Source organism: Pseudomonas sp. UBA6310 (genome assembly GCF_002438225.1).
Lineage (GTDB): Bacteria > Pseudomonadota > Gammaproteobacteria > Pseudomonadales > Pseudomonadaceae > Pseudomonas_O > Pseudomonas_O kuykendallii.
Genome location: NZ_DJTK01000032.1, coordinates 1 through 15661, shown reverse-complemented (window position 1 = coordinate 15661; position 15661 = coordinate 1). Strand labels below are relative to the sequence as shown.

General features: G+C 66.4%; 13 protein-coding genes and 1 pseudogene. 8 read left to right on the top strand and 6 right to left on the bottom strand.

Features of this window, described 5'->3' with window-relative positions:
• Positions 1 to 108 precede the first annotated feature (108 nt).
• Positions 109 to 420, top strand: coding sequence for a hypothetical protein (locus B3E91_RS07105; RefSeq protein ID WP_287028861.1), 312 nt, complete (start codon positions 109 to 111; stop codon positions 418 to 420).
• A 399-nt stretch (positions 421 to 819) separates the two neighbouring features.
• Here B3E91_RS07105 and B3E91_RS07100 read toward each other — a convergent pair whose 3' ends face one another.
• A complete protein-coding gene (locus B3E91_RS07100) occupies positions 820 to 2283 on the bottom strand; it encodes an MFS transporter (protein WP_287028860.1) in 1464 nt (487 codons plus the stop codon).
• Between the two features lie 211 nt (positions 2284 to 2494).
• On the opposite strand from B3E91_RS07100, the gene egtB reads away from it, so the two are divergent.
• Both egtB and egtD read left to right on the top strand, forming a co-directional pair.
• Positions 2495 to 3787: an ergothioneine biosynthesis protein EgtB gene (gene egtB, locus B3E91_RS07095; RefSeq protein ID WP_287028859.1), complete on the top strand. Its 1293-nt coding sequence runs from the start codon at positions 2495 to 2497 to the stop codon at positions 3785 to 3787.
• Positions 3788 to 3789: 2 nt separating this feature from the next.
• Complete coding sequence (gene egtD, locus B3E91_RS07090) at positions 3790 to 4752, top strand: L-histidine N(alpha)-methyltransferase (protein ID WP_287028858.1); 963 nt, start codon at positions 3790 to 3792, stop codon at positions 4750 to 4752.
• Between the two features lie 54 nt (positions 4753 to 4806).
• Here egtD and B3E91_RS07085 read toward each other — a convergent pair whose 3' ends face one another.
• Positions 4807 to 5184 (bottom strand): transcriptional regulator, encoded by a 378-nt coding sequence (locus tag B3E91_RS07085; protein ID WP_090229707.1) that lies wholly within the window; start codon positions 5182 to 5184, stop codon positions 4807 to 4809.
• Positions 5185 to 5353: 169 nt separating this feature from the next.
• Here B3E91_RS07085 and B3E91_RS07080 point away from each other — a divergent pair, with 169 nt between their 5' ends.
• Together B3E91_RS07080 and B3E91_RS07075 are read left to right on the top strand one after the other, a co-directional pair.
• Positions 5354 to 7096 carry a S8/S53 family peptidase gene (locus B3E91_RS07080; RefSeq protein WP_287028857.1) on the top strand — a complete coding sequence of 581 codons (1743 nt, stop codon included), beginning with the start codon at positions 5354 to 5356 and terminating at the stop codon, positions 7094 to 7096.
• Positions 7097 to 7153: 57 nt separating this feature from the next.
• A complete protein-coding gene (locus B3E91_RS07075; RefSeq protein WP_273229340.1) occupies positions 7154 to 7429 on the top strand; it encodes a hypothetical protein in 276 nt (91 codons plus the stop codon).
• An 86-nt stretch (positions 7430 to 7515) separates the two neighbouring features.
• On the opposite strand, the gene B3E91_RS07070 is transcribed toward B3E91_RS07075, so the two are convergent.
• Together B3E91_RS07070 and rarD are read right to left on the bottom strand one after the other, a co-directional pair.
• Positions 7516 to 8838, bottom strand: a complete 1323-nt coding sequence (locus B3E91_RS07070; protein ID WP_287028856.1) for a DEAD/DEAH box helicase — start codon at positions 8836 to 8838, stop codon at positions 7516 to 7518.
• A 90-nt stretch (positions 8839 to 8928) separates the two neighbouring features.
• Complete coding sequence (rarD, locus tag B3E91_RS07065) at positions 8929 to 9828, bottom strand: EamA family transporter RarD (RefSeq protein WP_287028855.1); 900 nt, start codon at positions 9826 to 9828, stop codon at positions 8929 to 8931.
• A 304-nt stretch (positions 9829 to 10132) separates the two neighbouring features.
• Here rarD and B3E91_RS07060 point away from each other — a divergent pair, with 304 nt between their 5' ends.
• Both B3E91_RS07060 and gloA read left to right on the top strand, forming a co-directional pair.
• Complete coding sequence (locus B3E91_RS07060) at positions 10133 to 12055, top strand: hybrid sensor histidine kinase/response regulator (protein ID WP_287028898.1); 1923 nt, start codon at positions 10133 to 10135, stop codon at positions 12053 to 12055.
• An 80-nt stretch (positions 12056 to 12135) separates the two neighbouring features.
• Positions 12136 to 12522, top strand: coding sequence for a lactoylglutathione lyase (gloA, locus tag B3E91_RS07055; RefSeq protein ID WP_273229343.1), 387 nt, complete (start codon positions 12136 to 12138; stop codon positions 12520 to 12522).
• 106 nt (positions 12523 to 12628) lie between these two features.
• Here gloA and B3E91_RS07050 read toward each other — a convergent pair whose 3' ends face one another.
• Entirely contained in the window at positions 12629 to 13846 is a 1218-nt protein-coding gene (locus B3E91_RS07050) for an argininosuccinate synthase (protein WP_287028854.1), read from the bottom strand.
• Between the two features lie 117 nt (positions 13847 to 13963).
• Positions 13964 to 14884, bottom strand: a complete 921-nt coding sequence (locus B3E91_RS07045) for a flagellar protein MotY (RefSeq protein WP_287028853.1) — start codon at positions 14882 to 14884, stop codon at positions 13964 to 13966.
• A gap of 211 nt (positions 14885 to 15095) precedes the next feature.
• Between B3E91_RS07045 and B3E91_RS07040 the strand changes: the two are divergent.
• Positions 15096 to 15661, top strand: a pseudogene (locus tag B3E91_RS07040) (amidohydrolase family protein); the annotation flags it as partial.

Below are 15661 nucleotides of genomic sequence, written 5' to 3'. Positions count from 1 at the left end.
AAGCGCTGCGCGGAACGCTTCGTCGGTTGACGACGCTCCGTCGGCGCTGCGGAACCCTTCGGCAGGCGCAGGTTTCTACCCTACTCTTGCCGCAACCTGGAGGCCGCCATGACCACTACTCCCGTGGAAATCGACAACGCCATGAAACTCGCGACCGAGGCGTTCCTGCCGCTCGGCTGCGTGACCAGCGTAAATACCGAGGACGACAGCTTCGGCTTCACCGTGATGAGCGAAGGCGGCAGCGAACTGCTCGGCGTGCCGCACGTGCCGCGCACCCAGTATTCCGACCCGATCCGCCTCGCCGGCGTATTCATGCAGGCGCGCCAGGACCTGAAGAAGAAAGGCGTCGAGCTGGAAGACTGGCAGATGCCCTTCATCACCGACGACAGCGCCATCCCGGAAACCCCGCCGAACTATTGAGGCTCATTGGTCGGGCCCTTCCGATGCAACGCCCGGTGGGTAACGCCGCGCGAGCTCGTTGAACGAACCGAATCTCATGAGTCGCGGCCCCCCACGAACCCCTAACCGTAGGGTGGGTTAGCGGCCCCGCTCGATACCGGCATCACCGCCAATGCCCATTGCCGCGTAACCCACCAATCGCAGTCCGGCGAAACACCGCCCGTTGGGTTACGCCGCGAGGACTTCGTCGCTGCCCGAACCCATCGAGTCGCGACTTTACCCACCCTACGAAACATTGCCCCCCGAAACGCCGAACCCGACCGTAGGGTGGGTTAGCGGCCCCGCTCGATATCTGCAACACCGCCAATCCCTACCGCCGCGTAACCCACCAGGCGGCATCCCGCCGAAGCACAGTCCCCCTCACACCTGCGACAAAGGCGCCGCGACGCTTTCCAGCGATTTGCGCTCCGCCGCCACGCCCCACACCGCCTGGACCACGCCGCCCGCCAGCATCAGCAGCGCGCCGATGGCGTAGCCGATGAAGACGTTCTCGCGGCTGGCGCTTTCGATCAGTTGGCCGAACAGCAGCGGGCCGACGATGCCGCCCAGGCCGGTGCCGAAGGCGTAGAACACGGCGATGGCCAGGGCACGGATTTCCAGCGGAAAGGTTTCCGCCACCGTGAGATACGCCGAGCTGGCCGCCGCCGAGGCGAAGAAGAAGATCACCATCCAGGCGATGGTCTGCTGCGTGGCGTCCAACAGGCCCTGGCGAAACAGCCAGCCGCTGATCAGCAGCAGGACGCCGGAAAGGATGTAGGTGGAACTGATCATGGTGCGCCGGCCGATTACGTCGAACAGCCGGCCGAGCAGCAGCGGCCCGCAGAAGTTGCCCAGGGCGAACGGCAGGATGTACCAGCCCACCCGCTCGCTGGGCACGCCGTAGAAATCGCTGAGCACCAGCGCGTAGGTGAAGAAGATCGCGTTGTAGAAGAACGCCTGCGAGGTCAGCAGCGTCATGCCCACCAGCGCGCGTCGGCGATGGCGGGAAAACAGCGTATGCACCACTTCGCTCAGCGGCGTGTGATCGCGGCCCCGCAGGCGCAGGCGCTGCTCCGGTGGCACCGGAGCCAGCCGGTGGCCGTGCTGGCGAAAGCGCTGCTCGATGCTCTCGACGATCCGCGTGGCTTCGTCCGGCTGGTTGTGGATCAGCAGCCAGCGCGGGCTTTCCGGCAGCCACAGGCGCATCAGCAGGATCAGCAAGCCCAGCGCGGCACCGAGGCCAAAGCACAGCCGCCAGCCGAGGTCGCCGCCGGCCACGCTAGCATCGAGCAGCAGCACCGAGGCCATCGCGCCCAGCGCGGCGCCGATCCAGAAGGTGCCGTTGATCGCCAGGTCGACCCAGCCGCGAAAGCGCGCCGGGGTGAACTCCTGGATCGTCGAGTTGATCGCCGAGTATTCGCCGCCGATGCCGGCGCCGGTGAGGAAGCGAAACGCCAGGAAGCTCCAGAGGCTCCAGGAAAATGCCGTCGCCGCGGTCGCGCCGACGTAGACGATCAGGGTGATGAAGAACAGCTTGCGGCGACCCAGGCGGTCGGCGAGCCAGCCGAAGAACAGCGCACCGATCACCGCGCCGGCGATGTAGGCGCCGCCGGCGAGGCCGATGTCGGCATTGCTCAGGCGCAGCGCCGGGCTGTCCTTCAGGGCGCCGGCAACGGAGCCGGCGAGTGTCACCTCCAGGCCGTCGAGCAGCCAGGTGATACCCAGCGCGATCACCAGCAGGGTGTGGAAGCGCCCCCAGGGCAGGCGGTCCAGCCGCGCCGGCAGATCGGTCTCGTAGACGCGCTCGGCGTGTGGGGCCTGGGGGCTGGGCAGGGCTGACGTCATCGCGAACTCCCGCTGGCGGACCGACGCGATAACCGCCCGGCTGATGAAGCTCAGAGCCGCCCGGCGACCCGGGAGTTCGACGGCCATCGGAAAGCCCACCCGGCGTGCGCGTCGGCCTAATAACCGCTGAAACTTTCGTTATGCCAACCGGTCGGTTCAAGAGGCCCCACGCGATTCGAGCGTCGGCCGAACGCTCCCTGGAGGGACCAGCATGAGCAACCTGGCTCGACCGATTGCCGCCCTACCCATCCGTTTCGATGACCTGCTCGCCTGCTTCCGGCAGGTCCGCACCCTCAGCGAATCGATCTGCGCGCCCTTGCAGGTCGAAGACCATGTCATCCAGAGCATGCCCGACGTCAGCCCGCCCAAATGGCACCTGGCGCATATCAGCTGGTTCTTCGAGGCATTCCTGCTCAAGCCCTACCTGAAGGGCTACCGCTCGCCGGACGCCGCCTACGACCACCTGTTCAACTCCTATTACGAAACCCATGGCACGCCGTTCCCGCGCGCCAGCCGCGGGCTGATCTCGCGGCCGGGCGTCGCCGACGTCTATCGCTTCCGCCAGCATGTCGATCAGTGCATGGGCGAGCTGCTGAGCAACCCGCCGGCGGAGTTCGCCGCGGAGATCGCCCGGCGCGTCGAGCTGGGCCTGCAGCACGAGCAGCAGCACCAGGAGCTGCTGCTGATGGACATCAAGCACATCCTCGCGCAGAACCCGCTGCACCCGGTCTACCGCAGCGATCTGCGCCCGGCGCCCGGCGCCACGGCAGGCTCGGTGCAGCGCTGGCACGACTATCCCGGCGGCCTGCGGCAGATCGGCCATCCCGGCGGCGAATCCTTCGCCTTCGACTGCGAGCTGCCGCGCCATCGCCAGTTCCTCGAGGACTTCAGCCTCGCCAGCCGCCCGGTGAGCAACGCCGACTACCTGGCCTTCATGCTCGACGGCGGTTACTCGCGCTCGGACTTGTGGCTCTCCGACGGCTGGGCGCAGGTCAAGCAGGCCGGCTGGAACGCGCCGCTGTACTGGCTGCGCCACGAGGACACCTGGCACGAGATGACTCTCGGCGGGCTGCGCCCGCTGGACCTTCACGCACCGGTCTGCCACGTCAGCTTCTTCGAGGCCGACGCCTACGCGCGTTGGGCCGGCGCGCGCCTGCCCAGCGAAGCGGAGTGGGAGATCGCCGCCGCCGAGCAGCCGGTGCGCGGCAACTTCCTCGACAGCGATCACCTGCAACCGGTGGCCGACCTTTGCGGCGAGGGTCCGCGGCAGTTGTTCGGCGACGTCTGGGAATGGACCGCCAGTGCCTTCCGCCCGTATCCCGGCTTCCGCCCGCTGGAGGGCAGCCTGGGCGAATACAACGGCAAGTTCATGTCCGGCCAGATGGTGCTGCGCGGCGGCTGCTGCGCGACCCCGCCCGGCCACGTGCGTGCCACCTACCGCAATTTCTTCTACCCCCACATGCGCTGGCAATTCGCCGGCTTCCGCCTGGCCAAGGAGATTTGAGCATGGCTCTCGCCGTTCGCTTCCACGATCAACGACAGTGCGAGGCCGGTGCTTCGCTGCGCGACGAAGCCCTGGCCGGCTTTGCAGCGAAAACCAAGCAGATATCGCCGAAGTTCTTCTACGACCGCCGCGGCTCCGAGCTCTTCGAGCAGATCTGCAAGCAGCCGGAGTACTACCCGACCCGCACCGAGGAGCTGATTCTCAGCCGCGCGGCCAACGACATCGCCGAAATCGCCGGCCAGGACGCCAACCTGGTCGAGCTGGGCAGCGGCGCCAGCCGCAAGGTGCGCCTGCTGCTCGAGGCGATGCACCCGGCCAGCTACCTGGGCATCGACATTTCCGAGGATTTCCTGCTCTCCAGCACGCGCCGGCTGGCGGCGGATTACCCCTGGCTGGAAGTGCACGCCTCCTGCGCCGACTTCTCGCTGCCGATGACCCTGCCCGAAGGCTTCGACGGCGCGCATCCGCTGGCGTTCTTTCCCGGCTCGAGCATCGGCAATTTCAGCCCCGAGCAAGCCCTCGCCTTCCTGCGCAACCTGCATGAGCTGCTCCCCGCGCAAGGCGGCCTGCTGGTGGGCGTCGACCTGGTGAAGGACAAGGACCTGCTGGAGGCGGCCTACAACGACGAAGCGGGCGTGACCGCCGCCTTCAACCTGAACCTGCTGCAGCGCATCCGCCAGGAGCTGGACAGCGACATCGATCCGGATCGCTTCATCCACCACGCGTTCTTCAACGAAGCGGAATCACGCATCGAGATGCACCTGATCAGCCCGCAGGCGCAGGACGTCACCATCGAAGGCCGGCGCTTCCACTTCGAGCGTGGCGAGAGCCTGCACACCGAGAATTCCTACAAGTACACCCCGGCCAGCTTCCGCGACCTGGCGGGCAGTGCCGGATTCAAGGCGGTGGCAATGTGGACCGACCCGCGCGAGCTGTTCAGCGTGCATTACCTGCAGCGCGACTGAGGCACGGCGGTGGAGACGCAGGGTGCGTGACGGCACCCTGCGAGGCTGTGGTTATCAGGCCGCGAGGCTGTCGAAGACTTCCGGCACCAGCGCCGCTTCGCCCTTGGCGTCGAGTTGGCTGCGTGCGCCCTGCGGGTCCGGGCCATCGCTGTCGAGCAGATCCAGCAGTCGCATGCCGCGCTCGGTGAGGATGAAATTCACCCCGTTGCCGCCCAGCTCTTCCGGACGCGGTTCGATGAAACCGCCCTGCAGCAGTACGCCTTCGAGGTCGCCCGCTTCCTTCTTCAGCGAGTCGACATTGCCCACCGTTTCGCCCTGATTGGCCTTCTCGCCGGCCAGTTCTTCGGCGTAGACGCGGGGCGCGAAGTTCTTCCCGGAGGAGTCCTGCACCTCCAGCAGCAGCCGTTCGATCAGGTCCCAGTTGTAACTCATAGCCACCTCTCTTGGCGGATGTGCCATCGGGTTCATTACCTAATTCCGACTCGCACCCACGGCCGATGGTTCGCGGCGCACCCCGGAACAATGGTCGCAGCGCACCGGTCAGAGGCTAGGGTTCGCGCCGCCTGCAGCCCTGCCCTCCGTTCCCGGCGCGCCTTCGATCATGGAGTTTTCGATGCTGCGCCCCCTGCTTCCGCTGCTCATGCTGTCCGCCCTCGCCCAGGCCGACGAACCGCTGCGCATCGAGCGGCTGCAACGTTGCGAGGACCTGCTGAGCGAGCGCCAGGTGTTCTGCGCCGGCACCCGCGGCCTGGCGGCTGGCGAGGTGAAGGTGTTGCTCGGCGGCAAGGCACTGCCCGCCTCCGCACTGCGCCGCGACGGAGATCGCCTGCGCCTGGACCTGGACGCCCGCCCCAGCGCGCCGCTGTGGATCGAACAGGGCGACCGGCGCAGCAATCCGGTATGGCTGAGCATGGCCGGCAGCCACGTACTGGCGGCCAGGCCGGAGGAAGTGGCGAAGAACATGGACGGCCTGACCACCTACGTCGACCTCGTCAGCCTGATCATCGAGGAGCGCTTCGACGGGCGTAAGGAAGCCGAACGCCTGGCGCAGAAGTACGGCGCCAAGGTGGTGGGTGCCATCGCGCCCCTGAATACCTACCAGTTGCGCCTGCCGGCCGCCGACCTGGTGCAGCGCGACGCCCTCGTCCTGCGCCTGGGCAGCGAGGTCAGCGTCGACGCGGTGGTGGTGGAGGAATCCGCCGCAGAGTCCAGCGAGGCTGGCGCAGCCATCGAGCAGAAGCCGGACAAGGACGAATGGGCCGCCAACCGTTTCCTCGACGCGGTGAATTACTACCAGCGCCGCGTTCCGGCGAAACAGGCGCCGATCCAGGCGACACCGATCCGCATCGGCATCATCGAACGCGACGTGGATTTCGACGCCGCCGACTTTTCCTCATACCTCGCCCCCTGCGACCCGCAGCGGCGCACCTGCCTGTACGCCCGCGACGCCGACAAGCCCGACGGCCACGGCAGCACCGTCGCCGGGATTCTCGCGGCCAGCTGGAACCAGGGCGGCAACACCGGCTTTCTCAGCGGCCTTGACGGCGCCAGCCGAGGCTTCGAGGTGATCGTCGAGCGCAACTCGGACGCCGGCATCACCGCCAACGTCGCCGCCTCGGTGAACCTGGTCGAGGACGGCGCGCGGGTGATCAACTGGAGCTGGGGCATCCACCGGGTAGGCGCGAAGAACGTCGACGGCGACGAGGTGGACTCGCTGATCCGCTCCGGTCTCGCCATGGGCGGCTACGAGGAACTGCTCGAGGAGTTCTTCCTCTGGCTGCGCAAGGAGCATCCCGACGTGGTAGTGGTGAACTCGGCCGGCAACGGCTCGTCGTTCTCCAGCACCGACGAATACCGGCTGCCCTCCTCGTTCGTCACCGACCAGTTGCTGGTGATCGGCGGCCACCAGCGCAGCGAACGCGACGACGTGGCGGTCGACGATCCGGCCTACGTGGTCAAGCGCGCCTCGTCGAACGTCGACATGCGCGTGGACATCACCGCCGCGGCCTGCACCCACGCCTCGACCCTGCGTGCGGACGAAGTCGGCGAGGTGCATTGCGGCACCTCCTACGCCACGCCGATGGTCAGCGGCGTGGTCGCCGCGATGCTCTCGCTGAACCCGAGCCTGACGCCCGCGCAACTGCGCATGCTGCTGCGGCGCAGCGCCATGACCATCGGCGGAAACTACGATTTCGAGCCCATGGACGCGGACGACCTGACCGCGCCGATCCTGCCCTCGGAGCGCAACTACGAGCTGCGCAACAAGGACGTCGGTCGCTCCGCCCGGCTGGACATGCAGAAGGCGCTGGACCTGGCGGTGCAAAGCAGGGATCGGGTGCGCTGAACTTTACCCGAGCGGCGGCGATCCATTTTTCGGGACCAGACCGAAAAGGAGTTGCCCATGAAAAGCCTGATTTGCCTGACCGCCAGCGCGGCCCTGTTCGCCGCGACGCCGATCTTCGCCGAGTGCACACCCGAGCAGGCGACTGCGAAGGCCGAACAACTGGCACAGAAGGTCAGCGCAATTACCGAGAGCAATCCGCAGAAAGCCAAGGAGATCAACGACGAGCTGAAAGCGATGAAACTCAAGAACACCACCGACGGCATGCCCGACGAGTGCGCGACCTATGACCGTCGCCTGAAAGAGTTCGACGAAGCGGACCGCAAGACCGAATAACGCCGCGACACCGCCTTGCGTGCACAAGGCCCCTCCCGATCACGCAGCGCCGTTGCGGCGCTGCGATCGCGCAACTCCCGCCCCGCTTACTCTTCTGTCGGCTTGCGCTTTTTCAGCGGCGCCAGGCCGTCCTGGCTGACCAGCGTTGATGCCGCCGGGCGCTTGGCCGCTGGCTTGCGTTTCGCCGGAGCCTTGGCCGCGCCCTTCTTGTCGTCGGTCTTTTTCTTCTTCACGCCGACCGCCTTGCCGGACGCCTTGACCTTCTTCGGTCCCTGGTAGACGCCCTTCAGTTCCTTGATCACACGACGTTCGAAGCGCTGCTTGAGGTAGCGCTCGACGCTGGACATCAGGTTCCAGTCGTTGTGGCAGATCAGCGAAATCGCCAGGCCGTCGTTGCCGGCGCGACCGGTGCGGCCGATGCGGTGCACGTACTCGTCGCCGGAACGCGGCATGTCGAAGTTGATCACCAGGTCCAGGCCCTCCACGTCGAGCCCACGCGCGGCGACATCGGTGGCGACGAGGATCTTCACGCCGCCCTGCTTCAGGCGGTCGATGGCCAGCTTGCGGTCCTTCTGGTCCTTCTCGCCGTGCAGCACGAAGACCTTGTGGTCACTGGCCACCAGGCGCCCGTAGAGACGGTCGGCCTGGGCGCGGGTGTTGGTGAAGATGATCGCCTTCTGGTACGTCTCGTTGGCCAGCAGCCAGTGCACCAGGCGCTCCTTGTGAGCCGGATCGTCGGCCGTGATGATCTGCTGGCGAGTGCCCTCGTTGAGTTCGCTGACGCTGTTCAGGCGCAGGTGCTGCGGATCGCGCAACACTGCGGCGACCATCTCGCGCAGGCCGTTGCCGCCGCTGGTGGCAGAGAACAGCAGGGTCTGCGCGCGGTTCGCGCATTCGTTGGCCAGGCGCTGGACGTCGTCGGAGAAGCCCATGTCGAGCATGCGGTCGGCTTCGTCGAGGACCAGCAGTTCGACCTCCTTCAGATCGAGGTTGCCGGCGTTGAGTTGCTCGATCAGCCGCCCCGGCGTACCGATCAGCACGTCCGGCACCTTGCGCAGCATCGCCGCCTGGTACTTGAAGTCTTCCCCGCCGGTGACCAGCCCGGACTTGATGAAGGTGAACTGCGAGAAACGCTCCACTTCCTTCAGCGTCTGCTGCGCCAGCTCGCGGGTCGGCAGCAGGATCAGCGCACGGATGCGCACGCGTGGCTGCGCGTCGCCGATCAGACGGTTGAGCATCGGCAGCACGAACGCCGCGGTCTTGCCGCTGCCGGTCTGCGCCGTCACCCGCAGGTCGCGTCCTTCCAGGGCCGGCGGAATGGCCGCCACCTGGACCGGCGTCGGCTCGACGAATTTCAGCTCGGCGACGGCTTTGAGCAGGCGTTCATGCAGGGCGAATTGGGAGAACACGGGGCGTAACCTCGAAAAAAACGGAAAATCAGGCGCATAGCCTAACGGTTGTCGCGGCAAAAGGCCGCTTTTCTTCGGCGAGCGGCCCGCCTACGCGCGGTTGAGCCGGGCCTGCCTGCGCAACACCCGCGCGCTGTCGGCGGCGCTCAGCAGCACGGCCAGCCAGATCGGCAGGTAGGTCCACAGCTTCGCCTGGTCGAAGGGTTCGCCGAGCAGCGCCAGCGATACCGCGAACAGCAGCACCGGCTCGCTGTAGCTCAGGATGCCGAACAGCCCGAGCGGCAGCAGCCGGCTGGCTGCCATCATCGCGGCGAAGGCCAGGGTGCCGAGCAGCGCGAACCCCGGCAGCAGCCAGATCAGCGCCGGCGCCTGGGTGAAGAGGTCCTGCGGGCCGTGGGCGACGATCAGCCAGATCGCCAGCGGAGCCAGCACCAGCATTTCCAGCAGAAATCCGGACAAGGCATCCAGCCGCATCCAGCGACGCAGCATGAAGTACGGCGGGTAGCCCAGCGCCGTCACCAGGGTCACCCAGGAAAACGCCCCGGTGACCCACAGCTCATGCAGCACCCCGAGGCCCGCGCAACAGACGCCAAGGCGCTGCAACGGGCTCAGGCGCTCGCCGTAGAACAGCCTGCCCACCAGCACCATTGCCAGCGGCAGGAGGAAGTAGCCGAGCGACACCTCCATCATCTGCCCGGCCAGCGGCGCCCAGACGAACAGCCCCCACTGCACGCCCAGCAGTGCCGCCGCCAGCGGGCAGGCGAGCACCAGCAGCGGCTCGTTGCGCAGGCGGGTCAGGACCTGGCGGAATGTCGCCCACTGCCCCGTCAGCAGCACCAGGGCGAACACCGCGGGCAACGACCAGAGCACCCGCTGGGCGAACACCTGAATGCCATCCAGCGGCGACAACTGCTGGACATAGCCGGGCATCAGGGCGAACAGCACGGAGGCGGACAGGGAAAACGCGACGCCTTTGCCGGAGAGATTCACGAAGAGGATCGACCTGAGAAGGAACGGGAGCGAACGTCCGAGAGGTCTGCGGGCCCGTTCTTTCGCCAATGATAACAGTCACTTGAGCTGGCCGGGATGCCGCTCCTGTTTCCCCGGCGATGGCGCCCGGACCGCAGCGGCTCGTCGGAACGAAGCGCCGCCTCAGCGCAACAGCAATCTCCTACCAGACGGGTCAACATAGAATGGAGAAAACGGGCATCATGCCCGGCCGATTTTCCGCGGCTCGGCCAGCACCCGCCCTGTGCAGCGGGCGCGCCACCCGTCCAGTCGAATAGTGATGACCATGCTTCCTCCCGCCAGTGTCGAGATGCTCCCCGAACCCGATCGCTACCGATTGCTCATCGAGTCGATCACCGACTACGCGATCTACATGCTCGATGTGAACGGCCACGTGAGCAGTTGGAATGCCGGAGCACGGCGCTTCAAGGGCTATGAGGAAGCGGAAATCCTCGGCGAGCATTTTTCCCGCTTCTACACCGAGGAAGACCGCGCCACCGGACTGCCGCGCCGGGCGCTGAAGATCGCCGAAACCGAAGGCCGCTTCGAAAGCGAAGGCCTGCGCGTGCGCAAGGACGGCACGCGGTTCTGGTGTCATGTGGTGATCGACCCTATCCGCTCGGGCGATGGCCAGTTGCTCGGCTTCGCCAAGGTCACCCGCGACCTCACCGAACGCCGCGCCGCGGAGGAGTCGCTGCGGCGCTCCGAACAGCAGTTCCGCCTGCTCGTACAGGGTGTGACCGACTACGCCATTTACATGCTCGACACCACGGGCCGCATCACCAACTGGAACGCCGGTGCGCAGCGCATCAAGGGTTATCGCCCCGAGGAAGTCATCGGCCAGCATTTCTCACTGTTCTACGAGGAACAGGACCGCGCCAGCGGTCTTCCCGACAGGGGCTTGCGCACCGCGATGAACCAGGGCCACTTCGAGAGCCAGGGCTGGCGGGTGCGCAAGGACGGCACGCGGTTCTGGGCCAGCGTGGTCATCGACCCGATCCACGATGACGCCGGAACGCTCATCGGCTTCGCCAAGATCACCCGCGACATCACCGAATCGATGGAGGCGCAGCGCGCCCTGAAGCTGACCGAGCAGGCGCTCTTCGAGTCGCAGAAGATGGAGGCCCTCGGACAGCTCACCGGCGGCGTGGCGCACGATTTCAACAACCTGCTGATGGTGATCCTCGGCAGCCTGGAAATCGCCCGCAAGCGCCTGCCCGATGACGCGCGCATCACGCCGCTGCTGAACAACGCCATCCAGGGAGCCCAGCGCGGCGCCTCCCTCACCCGGCGCATGCTAGCGTTCGCGCGGCGCCAGGAGCTGAGCCTGGAGCTGATCGACCTCGCCGGCATGATGCACGGCATGTCCGACCTGCTGCACAGCTCGCTGGGGTCGGCGATCCACATCGAAACCCGCTTTCCACTCGACCTTCCCCCGGTGAAGGCGGACGTGAACCAGCTGGAACTGGCGATTCTCAACCTGGCGGTGAACGCCCGCGACGCCATGCCCGGCGGTGGCGTACTCACCATCGAGGCGCGCCAGCGGCGCCACGCCGGCGATCAATCCCGGCTGCAGCCCGGCGATTACGTCTGCCTGTCGCTGACCGACACCGGCGTAGGTATGGACGCCGAAACCCTGGCCCGCGCCACCGAGCCCTTCTTCACCACCAAGGGCGCCGGGAAAGGCACCGGCCTGGGCCTGTCGATGGTGCATGGCCTCGTCGAGCAGATGGGCGGAAGGCTGCTTCTGAGTAGCCGGGTTCCGGGCGGAACAACCGCCGAGCTGTGGCTACCGCTCGCGGCGCAGGCGCCTTCCGAAGCCCCTCGGCAAAGCGAGGCGGCATCGCGGCTGGCCGTCCAGGCGAAGACGGTGCTGGTGGTGGACGACGACCCATTGGTGCTCACCAGCACCGCCGCCATGCTCGACGACCTCGGCTATGGCGTCGACACCGCCAACTCCGGCGAAGAGGCGCTGGAAAGGCTCGCCGCTGGCGGCATCGACATCCTCGTCACCGACCAGGCGATGCCGGGCATGAGTGGAACCGAACTGATCGATCGCGCCCGGGCACTGCACGGATCGCTACCGGCGCTGATCGTCACGGGCATCGTCGAGGACGCCTGCAGCGGACTGCCGCGCCTCTCCAAACCCTTCGACCAGCGCGCGCTGTCCCAAGCGCTGGACGCCCTGGAACGAACCAAACCGCAGTGACGGCCCGGTGTGGTCACGCGCCGGGCAGGCGCCGCGGAAGGGCCGTATAATCGTTGGCCAGCCTGATGAGGACACACACCATGCGACTTCTACACACCATGCTTCGAGTGGGCGACATGGATCGCTCCATCGACTTCTACACCCGGGTTCTGGGAATGACGCTGCTGCGCCGCAATGACTATCCGGAAGGCAAGTTCACCCTCGCCTTCGTCGGCTACGGCAACGAGGCGGAACACAGCGCCATCGAACTGACCCATAACTGGGGGGTGGACAGCTACGAGATCGGCACCGGCTACGGCCACATCGCCATCGAAGTCGACGACGCCGCGAAGGCCTGCGACGACATCCGCCACAACGGCGGCAGCGTCACCCGCGAGGCCGGCCCGATGAAGCACGGCACCACGGTGATCGCCTTCGTCGCCGACCCGGACGGCTACAAGATCGAGCTGATCGAAAAGTCGACCTGATCCGATTGGCAACGCCTGAACGCAAAAACCCCGGCGCGAGGCCGGGGTTTTCTTATGCGCTTGGCGCGGCTGGCGGACCTAGCAGGGCCGCCGGACCGTCGGACGCTTAGAACAGCGTGCGGCCCTTGCCGGCGGCGATGCGCATGCGCAACGCGTTGAGCTTGATGAAGCCCGCCGCGTCCGCCTGGTTGTAGGCGCCGCCGTCTTCCTCGAAGGTCGCGATGTTGGCATCGAACAGCGAGTCGTCGGACTTGCGGCCGGTGACGATGACGTTGCCCTTGTACAGCTTCAGGCGAACCACGCCGTTCACGCTGGCCTGGGAGGCGTCGATCATCTGTTGCAGCATCAGACGCTCCGGGCTCCACCAGTAGCCGGTGTAGATCAGGCTGGCGTACTTGGGCATCAGCTCATCCTTGAGGTGAGCGACTTCGCGGTCCAGGGTGATCGACTCGATGGCGCGGTGGGCCTTGAGCATGATGGTGCCGCCGGGAGTTTCGTAGCAGCCGCGGGACTTCATGCCCACGTAGCGGTTCTCGACGATGTCGAGGCGACCGATGCCGTTCTCGCCGCCGATGCGGTTCAGCTCGGCCAGTACGCTGGCCGGGCTCATTTCCCTGCCGTCGATGGCCACGATGTCACCGGCCTTGTAGGTCAGCTCGATGTAGGTCGGGGTATCCGGCGCCGCTTCCGGCGACTTGGTCCAACGCCACATGTCTTCTTCGTGCTCGGTCCAGGTGTCTTCCAGCACGCCGCCTTCATAGGAGATGTGCAGCAGGTTGGCATCCATGGAGTACGGCGACTTCTTCTTGCCGTGGCGCTCGATCGGGATGGCGTGCTTCTCGGCGTAGTCCATCAGCTTCTCGCGGGACAGCAGGTCCCACTCGCGCCACGGAGCGATCACTTTCACGCCCGGCTTCAGCGCGTAGGCGCCCAGCTCGAAACGCACCTGGTCGTTGCCCTTGCCGGTGGCGCCGTGGGAAATGGCATCGGCGCCAGTCTCGTTGGCGATCTCGATCAGGCGCTTGGCGATCAGCGGACGGGCGATGGAGGTACCCAGCAGGTACTCGCCTTCGTAGACGGTGTTGGCGCGGAACATCGGATAGACGAAATCGCGGACGAACTCTTCGCGCAGGTCGTCGATGTAGATTTCCTTGACGCCCATGGCCTTGGCCTTGGCGCGGGCCGGCTCGACCTCTTCGCCCTGACCAAGGTCGGCGGTGAAGGTCACCACTTCGCAGTTATAGGTGTCTTGCAGCCACTTCAGAATCACCGAGGTGTCCAGGCCACCGGAATAAGCCAGGACTACCTTCTTCACGTCCGCCATGCCATCGCTCCACGGGGTTGTACGAAAACCGTGGATTCTACCGACCGCGCAGTCCGATTTACAGGGGCGCGACAGGCAAAGACAGCTCGGCGACAGAGGATCGCCCCGCCGCAGGACTCAGGACGTGCCGGCAGTGGCAGGTGGCGTCGGCGCAGGCGCCGCCGGCTCGGGCGGCTTGCTCGGCGCCGTTTCGCGCGACAGGTGCAAGGTCACGCGGCGGTTCTTCTCGCGGTTGGCCGCGCTGGTATTGGGCACCAGCGGATACTGTTCGCCGTAGAAGCGCACGGTGATCTGCTCTTCGCCGATGCCGTTGGCCTTGAGGTACTCCTCCACCGCCAGGGCGCGGCGCCGCGAGAGGTCGCGGTTGCTCAGGCGGTTGCCGCTGTTGTCGGAATAACCGTCCAGGCTGAAGCGGTTGATGCTGGGGTCGGCCTTGACCAGTTGCAGAATGATGTCGAGCTTGGCGCGGGTGGTGTCATCCAGTTCGGCACCGCCGCCGGGAAAGCCCAGCGTCGCCTGCTTCACCTGGTCGTAGTTGACCGGCAGAAGCTTGGCGGTGCAGCCGAGGTAGTCGTTGTAGGCCTTGCTGAAGTTGGTTGGCAGCAGGCGGATTTCCAGGCTGTCGCCGCCCTGAAGCGTGCGATGGCGAACCAGCGGGCTACGCCCTTCCAGCAGTCCGGTGAGCAGGCGGCCGGCCTGCTGCTGGGTGCTGCTGAACGGCACGTCGCCATTGCCCACCGTCACCGCACCGAGATTGATGTCGCCGCGTCCCGGCTGCCAGGGCGCCGCCGCGGCCAGCAGCGTCGCGGAACCCCTGTCCAGCCAGTGCTCGCGGGCATTCAGACGGAACACCGCCTGCTCGCCGGCCTTGCGCACGAACTCGCCGCTGCCGAAGTCGGTGATCGGTTGCGACAGGCGGCATTCGAACTGATCGCCCTGCACCTGCCACTCGGCCTTTTCCAGACGCGTCTGGAAAGAAACGGCGGCGGCGGGCGCGCAGGCGAACGCACAGAGCAGGACGAAATAACGCTGGCGCACGGGAGGCTCCACGATGAAAAACCACATTCCCGATGGGTATCGGTGCCTTGGCGGAAAACTTGAAGCCCGCGACGCGCTTCGGCGAATGGCCAGCATGGCCTCGCTAACGTCGCGAATCGGCGTCCCAGGCGGCGGCGCACGGAACTGCGGCGTGCCGCCACAGCGCTTTTCCGGTAGCATTCCCGACAGCTTTCACCGTTTGGAAACCTTCATGTCCGACCGCCTTACCCTGCTGCGCCCCGACGACTGGCACATTCACCTGCGCGACGGCGCGGCGCTGCCGTTTACCGTCGGCGATGCGGCCCGCAGCTTCGCTCGCGTGATCGTCATGCCCAACCTGGTGCCGCCGGTACGCAATGCCGAAGAAGCCGCCGGTTATCGCGCACGCATCCTCGCCGCGCGGCCGCAAGGCAGTCGCTTCGAGCCGCTGATGGTGCTCTACCTCACGGACCGTACCCAGCCCGAGGACATCCACGCGGCCAAGGCATCGGGATTCGTGTACGCCGCCAAGCTCTACCCGGCCGGCGCGACGACCAATTCGGACTCCGGCGTGACCAGCATCGACAAGATCTTCCCGGCGCTCGAGGCCCTGGCCGAATGCGGCATGCCGCTGCTGGTGCACGGCGAGGTGACGCGGGGCGAGATCGACGTGTTCGATCGGGAGAAGGTCTTCATCGACGAGCACCTGCGTCGCGTGGTCGAACGCTTCCCCACGCTGAAGGTGGTTTTCGAACACATCACCACCCAGGAAGCCGTGCAGTTCGTCGAGTCCGCGCC

Bases quoted from the DNA above. Each gene is read 5' to 3' on its own strand.
- B3E91_RS07105 (WP_287028861.1), top strand. From the start codon at position 109: ATGACCACTACTCCCGTGGAAATCGACAACGCCATGAAACTCGCGACC.
- B3E91_RS07100 (WP_287028860.1), bottom strand. From the start codon at position 2,283: ATGACGTCAGCCCTGCCCAGCCCCCAGGCCCCACACGCCGAGCGCGTC.
- egtB (WP_287028859.1), top strand. From the start codon at position 2,495: ATGAGCAACCTGGCTCGACCGATTGCCGCCCTACCCATCCGTTTCGAT.
- egtD (WP_287028858.1), top strand. From the start codon at position 3,790: ATGGCTCTCGCCGTTCGCTTCCACGATCAACGACAGTGCGAGGCCGGT.
- B3E91_RS07085 (WP_090229707.1), bottom strand. From the start codon at position 5,184: ATGAGTTACAACTGGGACCTGATCGAACGGCTGCTGCTGGAGGTGCAG.
- B3E91_RS07080 (WP_287028857.1), top strand. From the start codon at position 5,354: ATGGAGTTTTCGATGCTGCGCCCCCTGCTTCCGCTGCTCATGCTGTCC.
- B3E91_RS07075 (WP_273229340.1), top strand. From the start codon at position 7,154: ATGAAAAGCCTGATTTGCCTGACCGCCAGCGCGGCCCTGTTCGCCGCG.
- B3E91_RS07060 (WP_287028898.1), top strand. From the start codon at position 10,133: ATGCTTCCTCCCGCCAGTGTCGAGATGCTCCCCGAACCCGATCGCTAC.
- gloA (WP_273229343.1), top strand. From the start codon at position 12,136: ATGCGACTTCTACACACCATGCTTCGAGTGGGCGACATGGATCGCTCC.
- B3E91_RS07050 (WP_287028854.1), bottom strand. From the start codon at position 13,846: ATGGCGGACGTGAAGAAGGTAGTCCTGGCTTATTCCGGTGGCCTGGAC.